The sequence below is a fragment of the Alistipes sp. An54 genome, assembly GCF_002159375.1.
Taxonomy (GTDB): Bacteria; Bacteroidota; Bacteroidia; order Bacteroidales; family Rikenellaceae; genus Alistipes; species Alistipes megaguti.
The window spans coordinates 19,025-33,904 of record NZ_NFIA01000021.1 but is presented as its reverse complement, the minus strand read 5'-3'; the positions used below and the strand labels follow the sequence as shown (position 1 = coordinate 33,904).

The 14,880-nt window shown below is 45.4% G+C and carries 21 protein-coding genes; 14 read left to right on the top strand and 7 right to left on the bottom strand.

Annotated features, from left to right (window positions below):
• The 11 genes from B5G09_RS13065 to B5G09_RS13010 form a co-directional block, all read left to right on the top strand.
• Positions 1-449, top strand: a 449-nt coding sequence (locus tag B5G09_RS13065) for a DNA methyltransferase (protein WP_087405525.1), incomplete at its 5' end; no start/stop codon positions are given.
• 14 nt (positions 450-463) lie between these two features.
• Positions 464-1,009 carry a hypothetical protein gene (locus B5G09_RS13060; protein ID WP_087405524.1) on the top strand — a complete coding sequence of 182 codons (546 nt, stop codon included), beginning with the start codon at positions 464-466 and terminating at the stop codon, positions 1,007-1,009.
• Positions 1,010-1,075: 66 nt separating this feature from the next.
• Positions 1,076-1,477, top strand: coding sequence for a single-stranded DNA-binding protein (locus B5G09_RS13055; protein ID WP_087405523.1), 402 nt, complete (start codon positions 1,076-1,078; stop codon positions 1,475-1,477).
• A gap of 12 nt (positions 1,478-1,489) precedes the next feature.
• Positions 1,490-1,987 (top strand): hypothetical protein, encoded by a 498-nt coding sequence (locus B5G09_RS13050; protein WP_087405522.1) that lies wholly within the window; start codon positions 1,490-1,492, stop codon positions 1,985-1,987.
• A gap of 89 nt (positions 1,988-2,076) precedes the next feature.
• Positions 2,077-2,664, top strand: a complete 588-nt coding sequence (locus B5G09_RS13045) for a hypothetical protein (RefSeq protein ID WP_087405521.1) — start codon at positions 2,077-2,079, stop codon at positions 2,662-2,664.
• Positions 2,649-3,206, top strand: a complete 558-nt coding sequence (locus B5G09_RS13040; RefSeq protein ID WP_087405520.1) for a hypothetical protein — start codon at positions 2,649-2,651, stop codon at positions 3,204-3,206. Before B5G09_RS13045 ends, B5G09_RS13040 begins: the two co-directional genes overlap by 16 nt.
• Positions 3,207-3,246: 40 nt before the next feature.
• A complete protein-coding gene (locus tag B5G09_RS13035) occupies positions 3,247-3,753 on the top strand; it encodes a phBC6A51 family helix-turn-helix protein (protein ID WP_087405519.1) in 507 nt (168 codons plus the stop codon).
• Positions 3,753-5,222 (top strand): phage terminase large subunit, encoded by a 1,470-nt coding sequence (gene terL / locus B5G09_RS13030; protein ID WP_087405518.1) that lies wholly within the window; start codon positions 3,753-3,755, stop codon positions 5,220-5,222. Before B5G09_RS13035 ends, terL begins: the two co-directional genes overlap by 1 nt.
• Before the next feature lie 27 nt (positions 5,223-5,249).
• The gene (locus B5G09_RS13025; RefSeq protein WP_087405517.1) at positions 5,250-6,713 is read left to right on the top strand and encodes a phage portal protein; all 1,464 of its coding nucleotides are present in this window, start codon (positions 5,250-5,252) and stop codon (positions 6,711-6,713) included.
• Positions 6,714-6,896: 183 nt separating this feature from the next.
• Positions 6,897-9,305: a hypothetical protein gene (locus tag B5G09_RS13015; RefSeq protein WP_087405515.1), complete on the top strand. Its 2,409-nt coding sequence runs from the start codon at positions 6,897-6,899 to the stop codon at positions 9,303-9,305.
• Between the two features lie 33 nt (positions 9,306-9,338).
• Positions 9,339-9,569 carry a hypothetical protein gene (locus B5G09_RS13010; protein ID WP_143256575.1) on the top strand — a complete coding sequence of 77 codons (231 nt, stop codon included), beginning with the start codon at positions 9,339-9,341 and terminating at the stop codon, positions 9,567-9,569.
• A 263-nt stretch (positions 9,570-9,832) separates the two neighbouring features.
• Here the strand turns inward: B5G09_RS13010 and B5G09_RS14015 are convergent, their stop codons facing one another.
• Genes B5G09_RS14015 through B5G09_RS12975 form a run of 7 tightly spaced genes read right to left on the bottom strand, consistent with a single transcriptional unit; the run spans position 9,833 to position 12,217 of the window.
• Complete coding sequence (locus B5G09_RS14015; protein WP_143256574.1) at positions 9,833-10,282, bottom strand: hypothetical protein; 450 nt, start codon at positions 10,280-10,282, stop codon at positions 9,833-9,835.
• On the bottom strand, positions 10,279-10,833 hold the full coding sequence (locus B5G09_RS12995) for a hypothetical protein (RefSeq protein ID WP_087405511.1): 555 nt from the start codon (positions 10,831-10,833) through the stop codon (positions 10,279-10,281). Before B5G09_RS12995 ends, B5G09_RS14015 begins: the two co-directional genes overlap by 4 nt.
• A gap of 11 nt (positions 10,834-10,844) precedes the next feature.
• Positions 10,845-11,087 (bottom strand): hypothetical protein, encoded by a 243-nt coding sequence (locus B5G09_RS12990; protein WP_087405510.1) that lies wholly within the window; start codon positions 11,085-11,087, stop codon positions 10,845-10,847.
• Positions 11,074-11,265 carry a hypothetical protein gene (locus B5G09_RS12985; protein ID WP_143256573.1) on the bottom strand — a complete coding sequence of 64 codons (192 nt, stop codon included), beginning with the start codon at positions 11,263-11,265 and terminating at the stop codon, positions 11,074-11,076. Before B5G09_RS12985 ends, B5G09_RS12990 begins: the two co-directional genes overlap by 14 nt.
• Positions 11,256-11,519, bottom strand: coding sequence for a hypothetical protein (locus B5G09_RS14010; RefSeq protein ID WP_143256572.1), 264 nt, complete (start codon positions 11,517-11,519; stop codon positions 11,256-11,258). The genes B5G09_RS12985 and B5G09_RS14010 overlap by 10 nt, the downstream gene beginning before the upstream one ends.
• A 10-nt stretch (positions 11,520-11,529) precedes the next feature.
• Positions 11,530-11,916, bottom strand: a complete 387-nt coding sequence (locus tag B5G09_RS12980; RefSeq protein WP_087405508.1) for a hypothetical protein — start codon at positions 11,914-11,916, stop codon at positions 11,530-11,532.
• A gap of 43 nt (positions 11,917-11,959) precedes the next feature.
• The gene (locus B5G09_RS12975; RefSeq protein WP_087405507.1) at positions 11,960-12,217 is read right to left on the bottom strand and encodes a hypothetical protein; all 258 of its coding nucleotides are present in this window, start codon (positions 12,215-12,217) and stop codon (positions 11,960-11,962) included.
• Between the two features lie 227 nt (positions 12,218-12,444).
• On the opposite strand from B5G09_RS12975, the gene B5G09_RS12970 reads away from it, so the two are divergent.
• The 3 genes from B5G09_RS12970 to B5G09_RS12960 are packed head-to-tail and all read left to right on the top strand — an operon-like array spanning position 12,445 to position 14,852.
• Positions 12,445-13,140 (top strand): hypothetical protein, encoded by a 696-nt coding sequence (locus tag B5G09_RS12970; RefSeq protein ID WP_087405506.1) that lies wholly within the window; start codon positions 12,445-12,447, stop codon positions 13,138-13,140.
• A 19-nt stretch (positions 13,141-13,159) separates the two neighbouring features.
• Positions 13,160-13,726, top strand: a complete 567-nt coding sequence (locus B5G09_RS12965; protein ID WP_087405505.1) for a hypothetical protein — start codon at positions 13,160-13,162, stop codon at positions 13,724-13,726.
• Between the two features lie 19 nt (positions 13,727-13,745).
• Positions 13,746-14,852 carry a major capsid protein gene (locus tag B5G09_RS12960; protein WP_087405504.1) on the top strand — a complete coding sequence of 369 codons (1,107 nt, stop codon included), beginning with the start codon at positions 13,746-13,748 and terminating at the stop codon, positions 14,850-14,852.
• Positions 14,853-14,880: the final 28 nt, after the last annotated feature.

The window sequence follows — 14,880 nt, the reverse complement described above, 5'->3', positions numbered from 1 at the left end:
CCCCCCCCGAATACTTCACGGAACTTCAAAGGGTCAGCAAAAACCAAATCATTTGGGGTGCTAACTACTTTGTAAAATACTTGTCGAAAGGCACAAAGGGTTGGATATGTTGGTTCAAAGGACAAACCGGGCTAACAATGTCAGATTGCGAACTTGCTTATTCATCCTTTGATTGCCCGACAAGGGTTGTGACAATAAACCGTTGCGAACTTGCAAAGCAACAAACGATTCATCCGACCGAAAAGCCCATCAAACTTTATGGGTGGTTGCTGATGAATTATGCAAAGCCGGGTGATAGAATCCTTGACACGCATTTGGGGTCGGGTTCAATTTGCATTGCAGCGCATGACTTGGGGTTTGAAATGTTGGGGATTGAACTTGACCCCGGTTATTTCAATGCCGCAAAGCAACGGTTGTTGTACCACCAAGCACAATTAAAGTTATTCTAAAACAAGTAAAGATTATGACTTACAACGATTTGACCGAAAAAGTGCATTCCAATGCCGTAAAGCATGGCTTTTGGGATGAAAGAAGAAGCAACGAACATTGTTTGATGCTTGTTGTTACCGAAATCGCCGAAATGGTGGAAGCCGACCGCAAGGGCGACAAAGCCGGGGTCGGTGCAAAGCTGATTATCAAACAGGACATGGGGAAAGGCAAAGCATTTGAAGATGCGTTTGAAGCAATCATAAAGAATACCGTTGAAGATGAAATGGCAGATGTCGCCATTCGCCTTTTCGACCTTGCCGGGGCATTGGGTATTGACTTCGAGAAAATGAAGCCTTGCCGATATTACCGGGCATTCGACAAGTTCAGCTTTACCGAAAACGCTTTTGCCTTGTGCAAGGGTCTTTCCCGTGACGTGATAGGTATTGAAAAGCGTATTCAATTCGGCATTGCTTATGTCAATGAATGGGCAAAGTCTTTGGATATAGACTTGTGGTGGCACATTATGCAGAAAATGCGCTACAATGAAAGCCGCCCAATCCGGCACAATAAAGCGTATTGATAAAGCAAATGCAATGCACTTGCATAACAAAAGGAAAGTATTTGTATAACTTAAAAACAAACGTATATGTTTCAATGTGAAGTAATTGGCAATATCGGGAATGATGCCGAAATCAAGGATTTCAGCGGCAAAAAGTATGTGTCATTCAATGTCGCCCATTCCGAAAGGAAAAAGGATGCCCAAGGGGTCGTGAATGAATCAACGGTGTGGGTGTCCGTCCTTTGGTACGGTGACGGCGGCGGTCTTACGCAATACTTGAAAAAGGGGTGCAAAGTGTTTGTCCGGGGGCGTTTGTCCTTAAAGACCTATCAAGACAAGCACGGGAACACCCAAATCGCCGTCAATGTCAATGCGAATGAAGTAACCTTGTGCGGTCTGAAAGGCGAAAGCCAACAACAGGGCGCAACGGCAGCACAGACGGCACAGCCCCAACCATCCGACAATGCAAATGATGATTTGCCGTTTTAATGCTTGTGGCTTATGAAATGCAGATATGACAATATCATTGCCATTGACCCCGACAAGGACAAATCGGGCGTGGCGTTCCTCAAACCGACAACACGGCAATTGGAAGTGTCAAACTTGACCTTTCCGTGCCTGATGGATTACTTGCAATTCTGCAAAAAGACAAGTCTTGAAAAGCAAGAAACGGTCATTGTCATTGTTGAAGCCGGGTGGATGGTCAGGAAAAGCAATTTCCATGAAGCGCAAGGACACCGGGCGGAAAAAATCGCAAAGGATGTCGGCGCGAACCATGAAACAGGGCGCAAGATTATCGAAATGTGCAAGCATTACGGGCTTGAAGTCTTGGCACACGCCCCGTTGGTGAAGTGTTGGAAAGGGAAAGACCGAAAAATCACGCATGAAGAATTGGCTTCATTCACGGGATTGACCGGGCGAACCAATCAAGACGGGCGCGATGCGGCTTTGCTTGCATGGGTGTTTTCGGGCTTGCCTATCCGGGTAAAAGTTGAATAACTTGTGCTTAACTTTTTTTCTAAAAGGGTGTGTCATTGTGATACACCCTTTATTTTTGCATTTGCATTGCAAACTAAATTCAAAAGTAAATGAAACCAATTGATTTTCCGCAATCCACAAAGGTATTGCAAAAGCCGTCCACCATGTCGGACAATGAATGTTCTTCTTTGCACGTATGGAATGACGGCAAACAGTGTGTTTCTTGTTGGAAGCCGACTTTCAAGGAACGTATCAACATTTTGTTCGGCGGTAAAGTGTGGCTTGGTGTCCTTTCGGGCAAGACGCAACCGCCCGTCTTTGTGTCAGGTAAAGCGGTGTTCAATAAACAGCCCCTAAAAGACCGAATTTCGGCTTTTCTTTCGGAAGCAAAGGAAAGTATCATTGAAGCGTGGGAAAGCCTTGCAGGAGCCGCCAAACACCCCGACAAACGAAAGCATTTCATTGTCGGCGCAATCATTGCCCTTGTCGTGGGTGTCTTGTTCGGTGCTTTGGTCGGCTTCATAGCCGGAAGCCTTGCCGGGGCAATCAAGGAATGGTGGGATTCCAAAGGACACGGCACGGTTGAACTTATGGACTTTGTTTTCACCGTTATTGGGGCTTTGTGCGGGGCTTTGGTCGCCCTGATGATTTGTGCATTGTTCAACATCAATTCCGTATTGTCATGGCTACTAAAATAATTGAAGCGAGCATTGACACGCTTATTCCCGACAACAAGAATTTCAACAAGGGAACGGAGTTTGGCGAACACTTGATGGATAAGTCCTTGCGTGAATTTGGGCTTGGTCGGTCAATCCTTATCGACAAGAACAACCGCATTATCGCAGGGAACAAGACCGCCGAAAAAGCCGCCGACATAGGCTTTGACAATGTTATCATTGTAGAAACCGACGGCAATTCACTTGTGGCGGTCAAGCGCAAGGATATTGACCTTGATTCGGCAAAAGGACGTGAACTTGCCCTTGCCGACAATGCAACAAGCAAAGCAAACCTTTCCTTTGACACGGACTTGATAATGCAAGAAGCTGAAAGGTTTGACTTTGACCCGGAAGATTGGGGCGTTGCATTGGATGCCCAAGAGGAAAGCGAGGATGAAGAAGAAAGCCCGGCAAAAAAGGTGATTGACACAAGGTTGATTGTTGAATGTGGGGATGTTGCCAAATTGTCGTTGTTATTCAACGAGTTACAAGAAAGGGGCTTCAAGTGTGAATTGAAAGAATAAAGTTATGAAAGTGACAAAATCAGACTAAAAAAGGCATAACATGGCGAAATACGGTAAGAAGATAGTTGAAAAGATTGTCGGACTTGTCAAGTCGGACACGTTCACCATTGCCGAAATATGCCGCCAAGTGGGTATCACCCCCAAGACTTACCATCAATGGATTGATGATTATCCCGACTTTGCCGCCGCTATTGAACAGGCAAAGGATGAACGGATGCAATTCTTTGTTCAGGAAGCCAAGAAATCCTTGTTGAAGAAGATACAAGGGTACGAAGTGACCGAAACAAAGGTTGTCACCATTCCAAGCAAGCAAAAGGATGAAAAGGGCAACCCAAAGCCGATAATCAAGGAACAAACGACCACGAAGAAGCATATTCAGGCGGACACGGCGGCAATCATATTCACTTTGACCAACGGCGACCCGGAACATTGGCGCAACAGGCAGACAACGGAAATCACGGGCAAGGATGGAAAGGATTTGTTCGCGGGCAAGTCAGATGAAGAATTGGATAATGAAATTGCGGAACTGAAAAGGAAATTGGAATAATGGCGCAAAGAGGTGACAAGATAAGGTATTGCAAGGCTTTGAAAGAACGGCTTATTCGTGAAAGCCGTTCCGATTTGTTGCGCTTCACCCTTGCCACAATGCCCACGTTCCGCCCGGCGGACTTTCACCGCCGATATTACAAGGTCTTGACGGATTTTGCGCAAGGTAAAATCCGCAAACTAATGGTGTTCATGCCGCCGCAACATGGAAAGTCGGAGGGTTCGACAAGGCGTTTGCCCGCATTCCTTTTGGGCAATGACCCCGAAAAGCGGTTGGCGATTGTGTCTTACAATGCCCCCAAAGCAAGGAAATTCAACCGCGAAATCCAACGAATAATCGACACGCCCGAATATCACGACATATTCCCGGAAACAAACCTTAATGCCGCCAACGTGACCACGATTGCGGGGTCTTGGTTGCGCAATGCGGATGAATGCGAGATTGTAGGACACCGGGGCGGCTTCAAGACGGTAGGTGTCGGCGGTGCTTTGACGGGTGAACCCGTGGACATTCTTATCATGGATGATATTTACAAGGATGCGAAAACGGCATGGTCGCCCATTGTCCGTGAAAGTGTGTCCGACTGGTACGATACGGTTGCCGAAACCCGACTTCACAATGATTCCCAACAATTGATTGTGTTTACCCGTTGGCATGAAGATGATTTGGCGGGTACGTTATTGCGGCAACAAGGCGTGTATGATGCGGAAAGCAACCCCGATGGGTGGGTTGTTGTCGTTTATAAGGCTATCAAAGAGGGCAAGCCGACCGAATACGACCCACGCAAAGAGGGTGAAGCCCTTTGGGAAGAAAGACACAACTTGAAGAAGTTGCAAGCGATACGCAAGCGCAATCCGCAAGTGTTTGAATCCTTGTACCAACAAGACCCGCAACCACGTGCCGGGCTTATGTATGAAAGCGGCTTTGTTGAATACACCATTCGCCCGGCGACAAAGTATGTCAAACGGAAATGTTATGTCGATACGGCGGACACGGGCGCGGATTACTTGTGTGCCATTGTCTATGATGAAACGGATGTCGCGAACTATGTTGTCGATGTCCTTTACACGACACGCCCGGTTGAATATACAGAACCCGCCCTTGCAAAGATGCTGACGAAACACGGTGTCGCCTTGTGCATTGTGGAAGCCAACAACGGTGGTCGCCTTTTCAAGAACAATGTTGAAAAGCAATGCCGACTTATGGGCAATGGTAAAACGACATTCACGGCATTTCATCAAACGGAAAACAAGGACACACGCATTTATCAGCATTCGGCGATGGTGCAAAACCTTACGTTCATGCCGCAAGGGTGGAAAACCTTGTTCCCTGAATTTGCCAAGGCGATATGCGGTTATCTGAAAGCCGGGCAAAATGAACATGATGATGCCCCCGATGCCCTCACGGGAACAATCGAAAAGAGGGCAAACACCCGTAAATCAGATGTTGCGGGTCTTTTTGGATTTTAACGTGTTTCACTATAAAACAAAACAGATATGCCAATCGAAGAAATTTTCAAGAAAGCAACGGCAAATGATGTGATTTCGGAATTGAAGTCTTGCCGTTTTATCCCGCAACCCGATGTGGAACGTGCGGAAAAGGCACTTAACCCCAAGTTGCATGATATTAACGACCCGGTTATTCGCAAGGACAAGCGGGTGAAGATTGATGCGGATGATGAAGCGGAATCAGCGCAAAAGATTATCACGGTTGATGGCGAAAGAACCAATTACAGGACGGAAAAGGTCGCAAGAATTGCCCTTGCCATTCAACGCCTGATTATCAACCGTGCCGTTTCATTCTGTTTCGGCAACCCAATCAACTACAATGCGACCCCAACCAATGACAATGAAGCGTTGATTCTTCATGCTTTGAACCGCATTTTGTATGATGTGAAGTGCAATTCACTGAATCGTAAAATCGGACGTTCAATTTTCGGTTACAAGGAATGTGCGGAGTATTGGTACACGGTCGAAAAGCCCAATAAGAAGTATGGATTCAATTCAAAGCACAAGTTGCGTTGCGCCTTGTTTTCGCCCGCTTACGGCGATATGCTTTACCCCTATTTTGACGAAACGGGCGACATGGTAGCCTTTTCACGTGCTTTCAGCCGAAAGGATGCAGGGGAAAACGCCGTTGATTACTTTGAAACGTTCACGGACAAGGAACATTGGTTGTGGATTAACGGGGCAAATGGGTATGAAGCCGCGCCGGGCTATCCAAAGCCTATCACAATAGGCAAAATCCCTATCATTTACGGACACCAACCCAAGTTTGAAACGGAAGATGTGGACAAGCTGATTGACCGCTTGGAAACCTTGTTGTCGAACTTTGCCGACACAAACGACTATCACGCAAGCCCCAAGATTTTCACAACGGGTTTAATCAAGGGATGGGCAAAGAAAGGCGAAAGCGGTGCGGTCATTGAGGGTGAAGATGGCGCGACAATGCAATACGTGTCTTGGCAGTCCGCCCCGGAAGCCGTCAAGTTGGAGATTGAAACCCTTTTGAAGATGATTTACACAATCACCCAAACGCCGGACATTTCGTTTGATGCGGTCAAGGGGCTTTCGGCGATAAGCGGCATTGCGTTGAAGTTGCTTTTCATGGATGCCCATCTAAAAGTGCAGGACAAACGGGAAATCTTCGATGATTACTTGCAAAGGCGTGTGAATGTCATTCTTGCTTATGTCGGCAAGATGAACAATGCGTTGGAATCGGATTGCGAAACAATAGCCATTGAACCCGAAATTGTGCCGTATATGCTTACAAGCGAGATTGACGAACTTAACTATTGGCTTACCGCCAACGGCAACAAACCCGTGATTTCGCAAGAAGAATCGGTCGAAAAAGCCGGGCTTTCAAGCAATGTCGAATTGACCATGCAGAAGTTGAAAGACCAAGCGACAACCGAAAATTCTTTCATAATCGGTGAACCACAACTTGAAATGGATGCGTGATGAAAAGGAAGATTGTTAAGGAAGCACCGAAACATCAATGCCGGGATTGTACGCATTCGTATGATTGGCATGAAAAGGATTGGAAAGGGGATTTGTTTATGTGCAAATGCCCTTTCCATACAGAGGGGAAATATAGCAAGTTTTTGTCAGACCCTCAATGTGAACACTTCAAATTAAGGGGCAATGGCTAAAAGGCAGAAAGTAAAGCGGTTTTCGGTGCAATCATACGATGCCGCACATTACAGGCAGACGGAACAATACACGCAAGCCGTTGATGCCTTGTTTGACCGCGCCACCAATGAGATTGTAAGGGCGGCGGCAAAGGGTCAATATGACCCCGACAAGCCGTTTTCCTTTGATGATTATCCAAGTGTGAAGGCGTTAATGCAAAGCGTCACGAAGCAGCTTGCAAGCCGCATTACAACGGTTATTGAATCGGGGTCAAAGAAGCAATGGTTGTTTGCTTGCAGCAAAAACGATGGCTTCATTGCTTCAATCCTTGAAACAAGCAAGTTGAGCAAAGCACGGTTGAAGAAGATGCAAGACCAAAATTTGGATGCCTTGAAAACCTTTCAGGGGCGCAAGGTTGAGGGCATGAACCTTTCGCAACGTGTGTGGAAGTATGTTGGGCAATACCGTGAACAACTTGAAGCCGCCATTGATGCCGGATTGGGCGAGGGTCGGAGCGCGGCACAACTTTCAAGGGATGTCCGGCAAAACTTGCGTGACCCGAACCGATTGTTCCGCCGTGTGCGTGATAAGCGGGGCAACCTTGTGTTGTCAAAGGCTGCAAGGGCATTCCACCCCGGACGTGGCGTTTACAGGTCAAGCGCAAAGAATGCCGCCCGGCTTACACGGTCGGAAATCAATATGGCGTACCGTGAAAGCGATTATTTGCGTTGGCAAAGCCTTGATTTTGTCGTTGGCTTTGAGGTGAAACGGTCGAACCATGAACCATTGTGCGATTGCGACATTTGCGAAAAGCTGCAAGGGCGTTACCCCAAGCACTTCAAGTTTAAGGGCTGGCACCCACAATGTATGTGTTACGCCGTGCCAATCCTGATGGATGAAGAAACCTTTGATGAAAACGAGTTGGGCGACCTCAAAGCGGCTTTGCGTGGCACTCAATACAAGCGTTTGGAAGCCAAGAATGTTGTTGTCGATGTGCCGGACGGCTTCAAAGAATGGGTCAAGGAACACGAAGAAGCGCAAGCCAATTGGAGTTCGACACCCTATTTCATCAAAGACAACTTCAAGGACGGCAAGTTATCCAAAGGATTGAAGTTTGACACCCAACAGATTGACCCGGTGCAAAGGCAGCTTGACGCCCTTATGCCGCAAATCACCCAAGCAAGAATGTTGGCGAAAAAGTGGGGCATGGCAGACCAATTAAATATGCTTGAAACGTATGTCACCAACAAGGATATTACGAGAATACAAAGCCGAATTGCAACCATCCAATTGAAAGCGGCTGAAATGCAATCGGCTGAAAGTGACATTCGGGCAAAATGCAGTGAATGGGGATTAAGCACATTTGTTCTTGACACGGCAATGAAAGTACCCGAACACAACGCCATTACAAGGGCTATTGATATACTGAAAGAGCGTGTCGAAAAGGCAAAAGAAGAATATGAAGCATTCATCCATGATGCCAACGAAGCAATCAAGGAAGCCCGGAAATACAAGATTGATGTTGATGATATGTTGAATATCATTGCCACAATTACAGGCGACAAGCGCGAATGGGTTATGACAAAGGCTTCATGCAAAGACGCATTGATTAAGTTCCAACAGGAAATCCAAAAGGCGGTTGATGAAGCCAAGGGCAAAAGCGGCAAAGACGTTCCGCATAGAGCCGTTAAAACCGATTATAAGACGGATGCGGATGTTGATGAAACTTTCAAATCTATCAATTCAGAATTTGCAGCCGACAAATGGTTTGCCAATGGTGATTTGAAGTTGTCACCGACAACCCGGCGCGGTGTCAATGGTGATACATTCATGGATGGGCGTATAAGGCTTACCCCTGACAGATTGCAACGTGTTAAGTCGGCATTGGCTAAAATCGGACAAGGCAAGTCCGATACAATCACCGAACTTGAAGCCGATGCAATGGCAACATTTTGGCATGAAATTACGCACAACCGCAATGTTCCGGGTAATATGTATATAACAAGCACGCAAACCGATGTCATGGAAATGATGAATGAGTTTGTGGCAAGAAAGACATTGCCGGAATTTTATTCTAAACTTGGGTGTGTCAAGACACCGCAACCGCAATTCATCAATAATCGCGATTCAACGGGTTACAACCGCCGTGTTTTGGGGTATGATTATGTCATTCAAAAGTTGGGTCTTGACCCGGACAAGGTGTTGCAGTCTGCAAAAAAGAATCTGTTTGCCTTGAAGTATTCAGAGCAAGAAACAACGGCAATTCAAGCATTGTTGGATGGTGGACTTGACACATTCAAGGGTGCTAATGGTAAAAAGATAGGTAAAGCGCAATTGAAGAAGATTGTTGCGATGTGCCGGAGGGGTACAAGTACGACAACAATAGAAAATTACCTTAAAAATGAGGGAATTATAAAGTAACTTTGCATTATGAACCATTCAAATAACGACAATATGGATTATTCAAACTTGAAAAACAAAACAATTTATGATTTCTGCAATGATGAAAGCGTAATCAATGATTTGGTCGTGTCAAAGGAAGATTTCTTTCGTGACTTGGAAGAATATCCCTTACTTAATGCCCATGTCTTGATTGAGTATGCAGAAATGACCCACAATGATGAATTGTTGCAAGCCGTGAAAAGTCAGTATAAGGCGGAACTTGAAGCGGAAAATAACGAATGAAAGGGAAAGGGGCATTAAGCCCCAATCCCTTTTATTTTGGCGGTTTGCGGTTGGTTTTCTTGCGGTGTATTACACCCCGGTAGATAATGCACTTGTCGTTTCGATAAGGCTTGTTTTTGGTGATTCCGAAAGCCCACAACCGCGACTTTGACACGCCCAATTCAACAGGCGTGAACTTGTCGAATATGGCGGTGATAGACCCGAAATAATGATGGTCGTTGTCGCCAAAGCATACATGATACACTTTATCGCCATACATAGTCCTACAAAGTCAATGTTATTGTTGTTTCAACGAAACTTGCGACTTCTTCTTTTGCCGATTGATTCCTTACGTCCGAAATCTTAATATCAACATCCCGGATGTGGATGCCCTTGTTTTCGTCAAGGAACGTTGCAATCAATGTGTCAATTTTGGTTTCAAGTAACCTTTTCTTTCGTTTCAATTCGTTTATATCCATACGCGGTTTATTTTTATACTTCATTATTTTGTCACGGTCGGGGCAATTTTCACTTTTCGGGCAACAGATGCACCGGGCTATAATTGCATAATGTGGGTGTGTCTGATGCGGGCAAATAGGGTTGCCCAAGAAATCAACTTCAATATCTTTCTTTGTTTCTTCATTAGTACCCAACATTGGTTCTTTCCTAAAAGGGCAATGATTGTTTATGCAAAGACGGCAAACACCGTTGCAGTTTTTCCAATCTTGCGTCATATTGATTCTTTTTTCAAATTAAAGTCAAACCATTCACGGGGTGAATTGACCGCCGCTTTCTTGACTTGCCGATAAAAGGCTTTGTTCAGCTTGCGCAACCTTGCCAAGTATTCGTGCGGATGCCAACGGAAATTGGGCATTACTTCATTGTTTGCGCCATAAATGCCGCCTTGTTTCGGCTCAAAATGGGCAAAGGCGACCAAATGCCCATCCTTGACAAAAACAACGTCTTTGACGGCTTTATTTTTCAACGTGAATGCCTTGCATCCATTGTAATACTCAACAATCTTGCGTTGTTGTTCCATTGCGGTTTTGATGTTGTCCGCTTTCTTGCGCCGGAAGTTCCACATATTTTGGGCGACCTTGCGCCGAAATTCGGCAACGTTGATGGGGTCTTTCCCGGTCGCCATATCATACGGCAGCAACCCGACCGCGAACATCCGAACCGCACGGGCGAAATTCTCTTTATCAATAACCTTTTCGTGAAGTTCATTCACGAAATCAACCGTCAAGCCATACTTGCTTGCGAGTGCTTCAATGTTTGTTTCCATACGTGTAATTGTTATTTGAAATATATGTAATCTTGTTCCAACGGCATGAATGCCAATACTTTATTCGTGATTATCAGGTCATAAAGCCAAAATTGGTTGTCGCATACGCTTTGCGGCTTTTCGCCATAAAAGGCAATCCGATAATCCGTTGCCGCATTGATGCGGTGTTTCACTTTGCAAAGGCATAATGTGTTCCGCCTTGGCTTGTTGTCCGGGAAAGGAAGCCATTTGCATTCCTGATTATTCTTTTCCATATATGCTTCTTATTCTTTGGTGAATTGCGGTCTTTACAGTGTCGAATGCTTCTTTGTCCTTGTCGTATTCTTCAATGGTGCAATCACCGATAAAGTTTTCAAGGGCTTTATAAAGTGATTCAAGTTGTGTCCGCGTCAATGTATGGCGCGGAACACCGTGTTCATCAATTATTGGCATAACGTCCATGTCTTTTCATAAGAACACCGTTCAACTTCATTGGATTCTTTGTATCGCCCTTTCTCAATAAGCGTTGGGATTATGCGAATGGGGATAAATACGCCCCATCCTTTGCCTTTTTCCGGGAATACACGAACACTTGTGCCATCCTTTTTCAAATAGCCTATTTTGAAGTAATCACATGAACCGTTCCAGCCGTCAAAATATGATATTGTCTTGCCGATAAGGGCTTGTTTGATTTCCTTGATTAACATTGTACTAATTTTATAAGATGAATATGCCTATTGCGTTGATTAAGTTTATTACGTCCTTTTTGTTCGGAAGCGAATTTGGAATGATTGTACCATTTGCAGATTTTCCATAAACCTTTCCGTTGCACAATTCATAATCAATTTGCCCCATTGGATTGCGCATGGGCTTGAATTGGACACACCCATAACGTATCACCCATGATGTACCCCCGCCAAAAGGCATATAATGTCCTTTGTCGTCATGCCATGATTTGCAAACCCGTTGTGCTGAAAAATAACGTGTTCCGTCCGTATTGTATAGGCAAATATGATATGCGGTATTGGTGTTCTGTTTGGCAAGTGCTTTTCTGTTTTCATTAAGGCGTTCTTGCACGTCAATAGGTAATTCAGAAAATTTCATGTTGCGAAAGTATTGTGGGGCGGAATGAACCGCCCCCGGATTATTAGATGTAATAAATATCAAGTGACCCCGACCCCCATTCTTCTTCTAATGTTAAGGTCAAAGACGGGGTGGTTTTGGGTATGAAAGAAGTATTATCTTCATCCCGGTAAACATAGATGAACATTCTTTCAAGTGCCATATCCTCAATTGTACCAAAATGATGCTTGGTGCTTTCGATGCCTTGCGAGCATCCCCAAACGGAATTGTCGATACCCGAACAATTGATTGCGTCAATCAGGTTGAATGTTGCTTGTTCCATTGTTGCGAAATTTTAGTTATACAATTTTTTGTTGCAAGTGTGTGTTATAGTAACACATCGCAAAAGTAATGAATATATTTAATAAAACAATCATTTCGGGAAAGAAAAATGCACTTGCAATGCAAAATGTGGATAAATCAAGGATAAGTCGGGGTTTTATTTGATGTGTATCATAGTAAAACACATTACTTTTACGCTTGATTTGTGAACTTAAAAAGATTATCGGAATGAAAGAAACAATTTTGGCACTACTGATTGCAAAGTTTTCAGGCGTGCGAAAGGACGGTTTAACGGCATTGGCACGTTCACTTGCGTTACAATGCACGACCGAAGATGAAGCGACAGCCCTTGTCGAAAAAATCACAGATGCGCAAGTGAATGAATTTGTCAAGGACTATCGCGCCGATGTGGATAAAGAGGTGTCCGAAAGCAACAAGACCTTTGAAACCAACTTGAAGAAGAAGTTTGATTTCGTGGCGAAGAAACCCGAACCCGGCGGCGACCCGAACCCGAAACCCGACCCCAACGACATTGCCGCGACCATCAAAGCAGCCGTTGCGGAAGCGGTCAAGCCTTTTCAAGAAAAGTTGATGGGTTATGAGCAAGACAACATTGCAAAGTCAAGGCTTCAATCATTGAACGAAAAGTTGGCTAATTGCAAGGATGAGAATTTCAAGAACCAAACCTTGAAAGACTTTGCACGCATGAAGTTCGACACGGACGATGATTTCAACGAATACTTGGCGGAAAAGGAAAAGGACATTGCCACGGCAAATCAAAACAAGGCTGATACCGATTTAGGTAATTCCGGCGGAAGCCCGCTATTCGCCCAAAAGGAAGAAAGCGGTATTTCAAAAGGCGTTGCCGACTTCATAAGCAGCCAAAAGCCCGAAAACAACGTGTTCGCGGGCAAAGATGTTTAACCCCTAATTTGCAAAAACAATGGGATTGAGAATTGACCGTAAAAAGGACAACCGCGTTGTGAAGTGTATTCTTCACCGCGTTGCGGACATACCCGGTGGCGCAACCGTCAAGGTCGCCAACTTGGGTGGTACGGGGTTGTTCGAGGGAACACCCCTTGGCGTTGGTTCTGATGGATTGTTTGAGGTTTGCAAGACCGCGCAAATCATAACGGAAGCGAATGCAACGGCGACCACATACGAGGTTGCCAAAGGACACCATTTCAAAGTTGGTGACAGGTTCGCGACCGATGCTTGCAATGGTCAGCAGATAACGGCAATTGACAAGTCAGACCCCGCAAAGGATGTTATCACCGTTGGAACGACCCTTGGTGCGGTAGTCAAAGCCGGAACTTGTGCATTTGAATCAAGCGGCGCAAACAAGACGTTGAAAGTGACCCCGGTTGCAATAGCTGGGTCAAACGAGGATGTCAAGGATGGCGACAACTTGTTTGTAAGTGCATGGGTTATCGGTGTTGTGCGAGAAGCCACCGCGCCCGCAGTAAATGCCGCCATTAAGTCGGCATTAAAGACAATCGCTTATGTGTAACCCCTAAAAGCAAACCGATATGCAGAAATCATTGATGGTTGGGTTGAATGAAAAGGATATGGAAGCCGTAATCCGCACTTACGACCTCAAAGATTACTATTATCCAACCCTTTTCCCACTCAAAGAAACAAACACTTTGACGTGGAAGATGCTTGAAGCGCAATCCGGCTTGAAGATTGCCGCCGACCTTGTGTCAAGGGGTGCGACAATTTCACGCAAGACCCGTGAAGCGATTTCACGCATTCAAGGCGATATTCCTAAAATCGCCATATCGCGAGAAAAGAACGAAGATGAATTGACCGAATACGACATAATGGTTGCAATGTCGAGCAACAACCCCGACTTGCGCGCCCTTGTCGAATTTTGGGCGGAAGATACCAAGTATTGTTGGGATGGCGTTGCAGCCCGTGCGGAATGGATTGCATTGCGCCAAATTTCGCTTGGAAAGGTCAAATTCACCAATTCCAACAATGCGGCGGTCGTGACCGAATATGACGTTGATTATCTGATTCCGGCGGAACAGAAGATTGGCGTTGAAACGGCGTACAACAGCGGTACGGGCGCAAAACCGCTTACCAAAGACATTCCAAAGGCGATTAAACTTGGTAAGAAGCTGTTTGGCGCAACGTACAAGTTCGCATTTATGAATGTTGATACCTTTGAAAAATTCGCTTCACAAGAAGAAGTTTGGAAGAAGTGTTCATCCTACATTCAGAATGCGACAGGAACGCAGGATTCGCCCGATTTGGCGACCGTAAACGCATATCTTGCCAAGAAGAAAGAACTTTATCGCGGCTTGCAGTTCATTGTGATTGACCAAGAAATCACAATCGAACTTGCCGATGGTTCGCGTGTCACTTCAAACCCGTTTGAAGATGATGTCATTCTTTTCTCCGAAAGCAAGGTTCTTGGAAACACCTATTGGAAGAAGCCTATTGACGCAAAGAAGATGCCCGGCAGCGTTGCCGAAAAGGTCATGCACGGTCATACTTTGGTCAAGAAGTATTCTAATGAATCGCCCGTTCAGGAAGTCACGGAGGGAATCGCTAACTTGTTCCCGGCTTGGAATCTTTCAGGTCGAAGCGTGTTGATGCAGACCAATGCGACTACTTGGAATAAGAACTAACAACATTCGCCGTTGGGGTGTGTCAAAA

What these genes read in the sequence shown, in the direction of transcription:
- B5G09_RS13055 (WP_087405523.1), top strand. Translation starts at nt 1,076, where the DNA reads ATGTTTCAATGTGAAGTAATTGGCAATATCGGGAATGATGCCGAAATC.
- B5G09_RS13010 (WP_143256575.1), top strand. Translation starts at nt 9,339, where the DNA reads ATGGATTATTCAAACTTGAAAAACAAAACAATTTATGATTTCTGCAAT.
- B5G09_RS12970 (WP_087405506.1), top strand. Translation starts at nt 12,445, where the DNA reads ATGAAAGAAACAATTTTGGCACTACTGATTGCAAAGTTTTCAGGCGTG.
- B5G09_RS12960 (WP_087405504.1), top strand. Translation starts at nt 13,746, where the DNA reads ATGCAGAAATCATTGATGGTTGGGTTGAATGAAAAGGATATGGAAGCC.
- B5G09_RS12985 (WP_143256573.1), bottom strand. Translation starts at nt 11,265, where the DNA reads ATGCCAATAATTGATGAACACGGTGTTCCGCGCCATACATTGACGCGG.
- B5G09_RS13025 (WP_087405517.1), top strand. Translation starts at nt 5,250, where the DNA reads ATGCCAATCGAAGAAATTTTCAAGAAAGCAACGGCAAATGATGTGATT.
- B5G09_RS12975 (WP_087405507.1), bottom strand. Translation starts at nt 12,217, where the DNA reads ATGGAACAAGCAACATTCAACCTGATTGACGCAATCAATTGTTCGGGT.
- terL (WP_087405518.1), top strand. Translation starts at nt 3,753, where the DNA reads ATGGCGCAAAGAGGTGACAAGATAAGGTATTGCAAGGCTTTGAAAGAA.
- B5G09_RS13035 (WP_087405519.1), top strand. Translation starts at nt 3,247, where the DNA reads ATGGCGAAATACGGTAAGAAGATAGTTGAAAAGATTGTCGGACTTGTC.
- B5G09_RS13040 (WP_087405520.1), top strand. Translation starts at nt 2,649, where the DNA reads ATGGCTACTAAAATAATTGAAGCGAGCATTGACACGCTTATTCCCGAC.
- B5G09_RS13015 (WP_087405515.1), top strand. Translation starts at nt 6,897, where the DNA reads ATGGCTAAAAGGCAGAAAGTAAAGCGGTTTTCGGTGCAATCATACGAT.
- B5G09_RS12990 (WP_087405510.1), bottom strand. Translation starts at nt 11,087, where the DNA reads ATGGAAAAGAATAATCAGGAATGCAAATGGCTTCCTTTCCCGGACAAC.
- B5G09_RS12980 (WP_087405508.1), bottom strand. Translation starts at nt 11,916, where the DNA reads ATGAAATTTTCTGAATTACCTATTGACGTGCAAGAACGCCTTAATGAA.
- B5G09_RS14015 (WP_143256574.1), bottom strand. Translation starts at nt 10,282, where the DNA reads ATGACGCAAGATTGGAAAAACTGCAACGGTGTTTGCCGTCTTTGCATA.
- B5G09_RS13050 (WP_087405522.1), top strand. Translation starts at nt 1,490, where the DNA reads ATGAAATGCAGATATGACAATATCATTGCCATTGACCCCGACAAGGAC.
- B5G09_RS14010 (WP_143256572.1), bottom strand. Translation starts at nt 11,519, where the DNA reads ATGTTAATCAAGGAAATCAAACAAGCCCTTATCGGCAAGACAATATCA.
- B5G09_RS13060 (WP_087405524.1), top strand. Translation starts at nt 464, where the DNA reads ATGACTTACAACGATTTGACCGAAAAAGTGCATTCCAATGCCGTAAAG.
- B5G09_RS13045 (WP_087405521.1), top strand. Translation starts at nt 2,077, where the DNA reads ATGAAACCAATTGATTTTCCGCAATCCACAAAGGTATTGCAAAAGCCG.
- B5G09_RS12965 (WP_087405505.1), top strand. Translation starts at nt 13,160, where the DNA reads ATGGGATTGAGAATTGACCGTAAAAAGGACAACCGCGTTGTGAAGTGT.
- B5G09_RS12995 (WP_087405511.1), bottom strand. Translation starts at nt 10,833, where the DNA reads ATGGAAACAAACATTGAAGCACTCGCAAGCAAGTATGGCTTGACGGTT.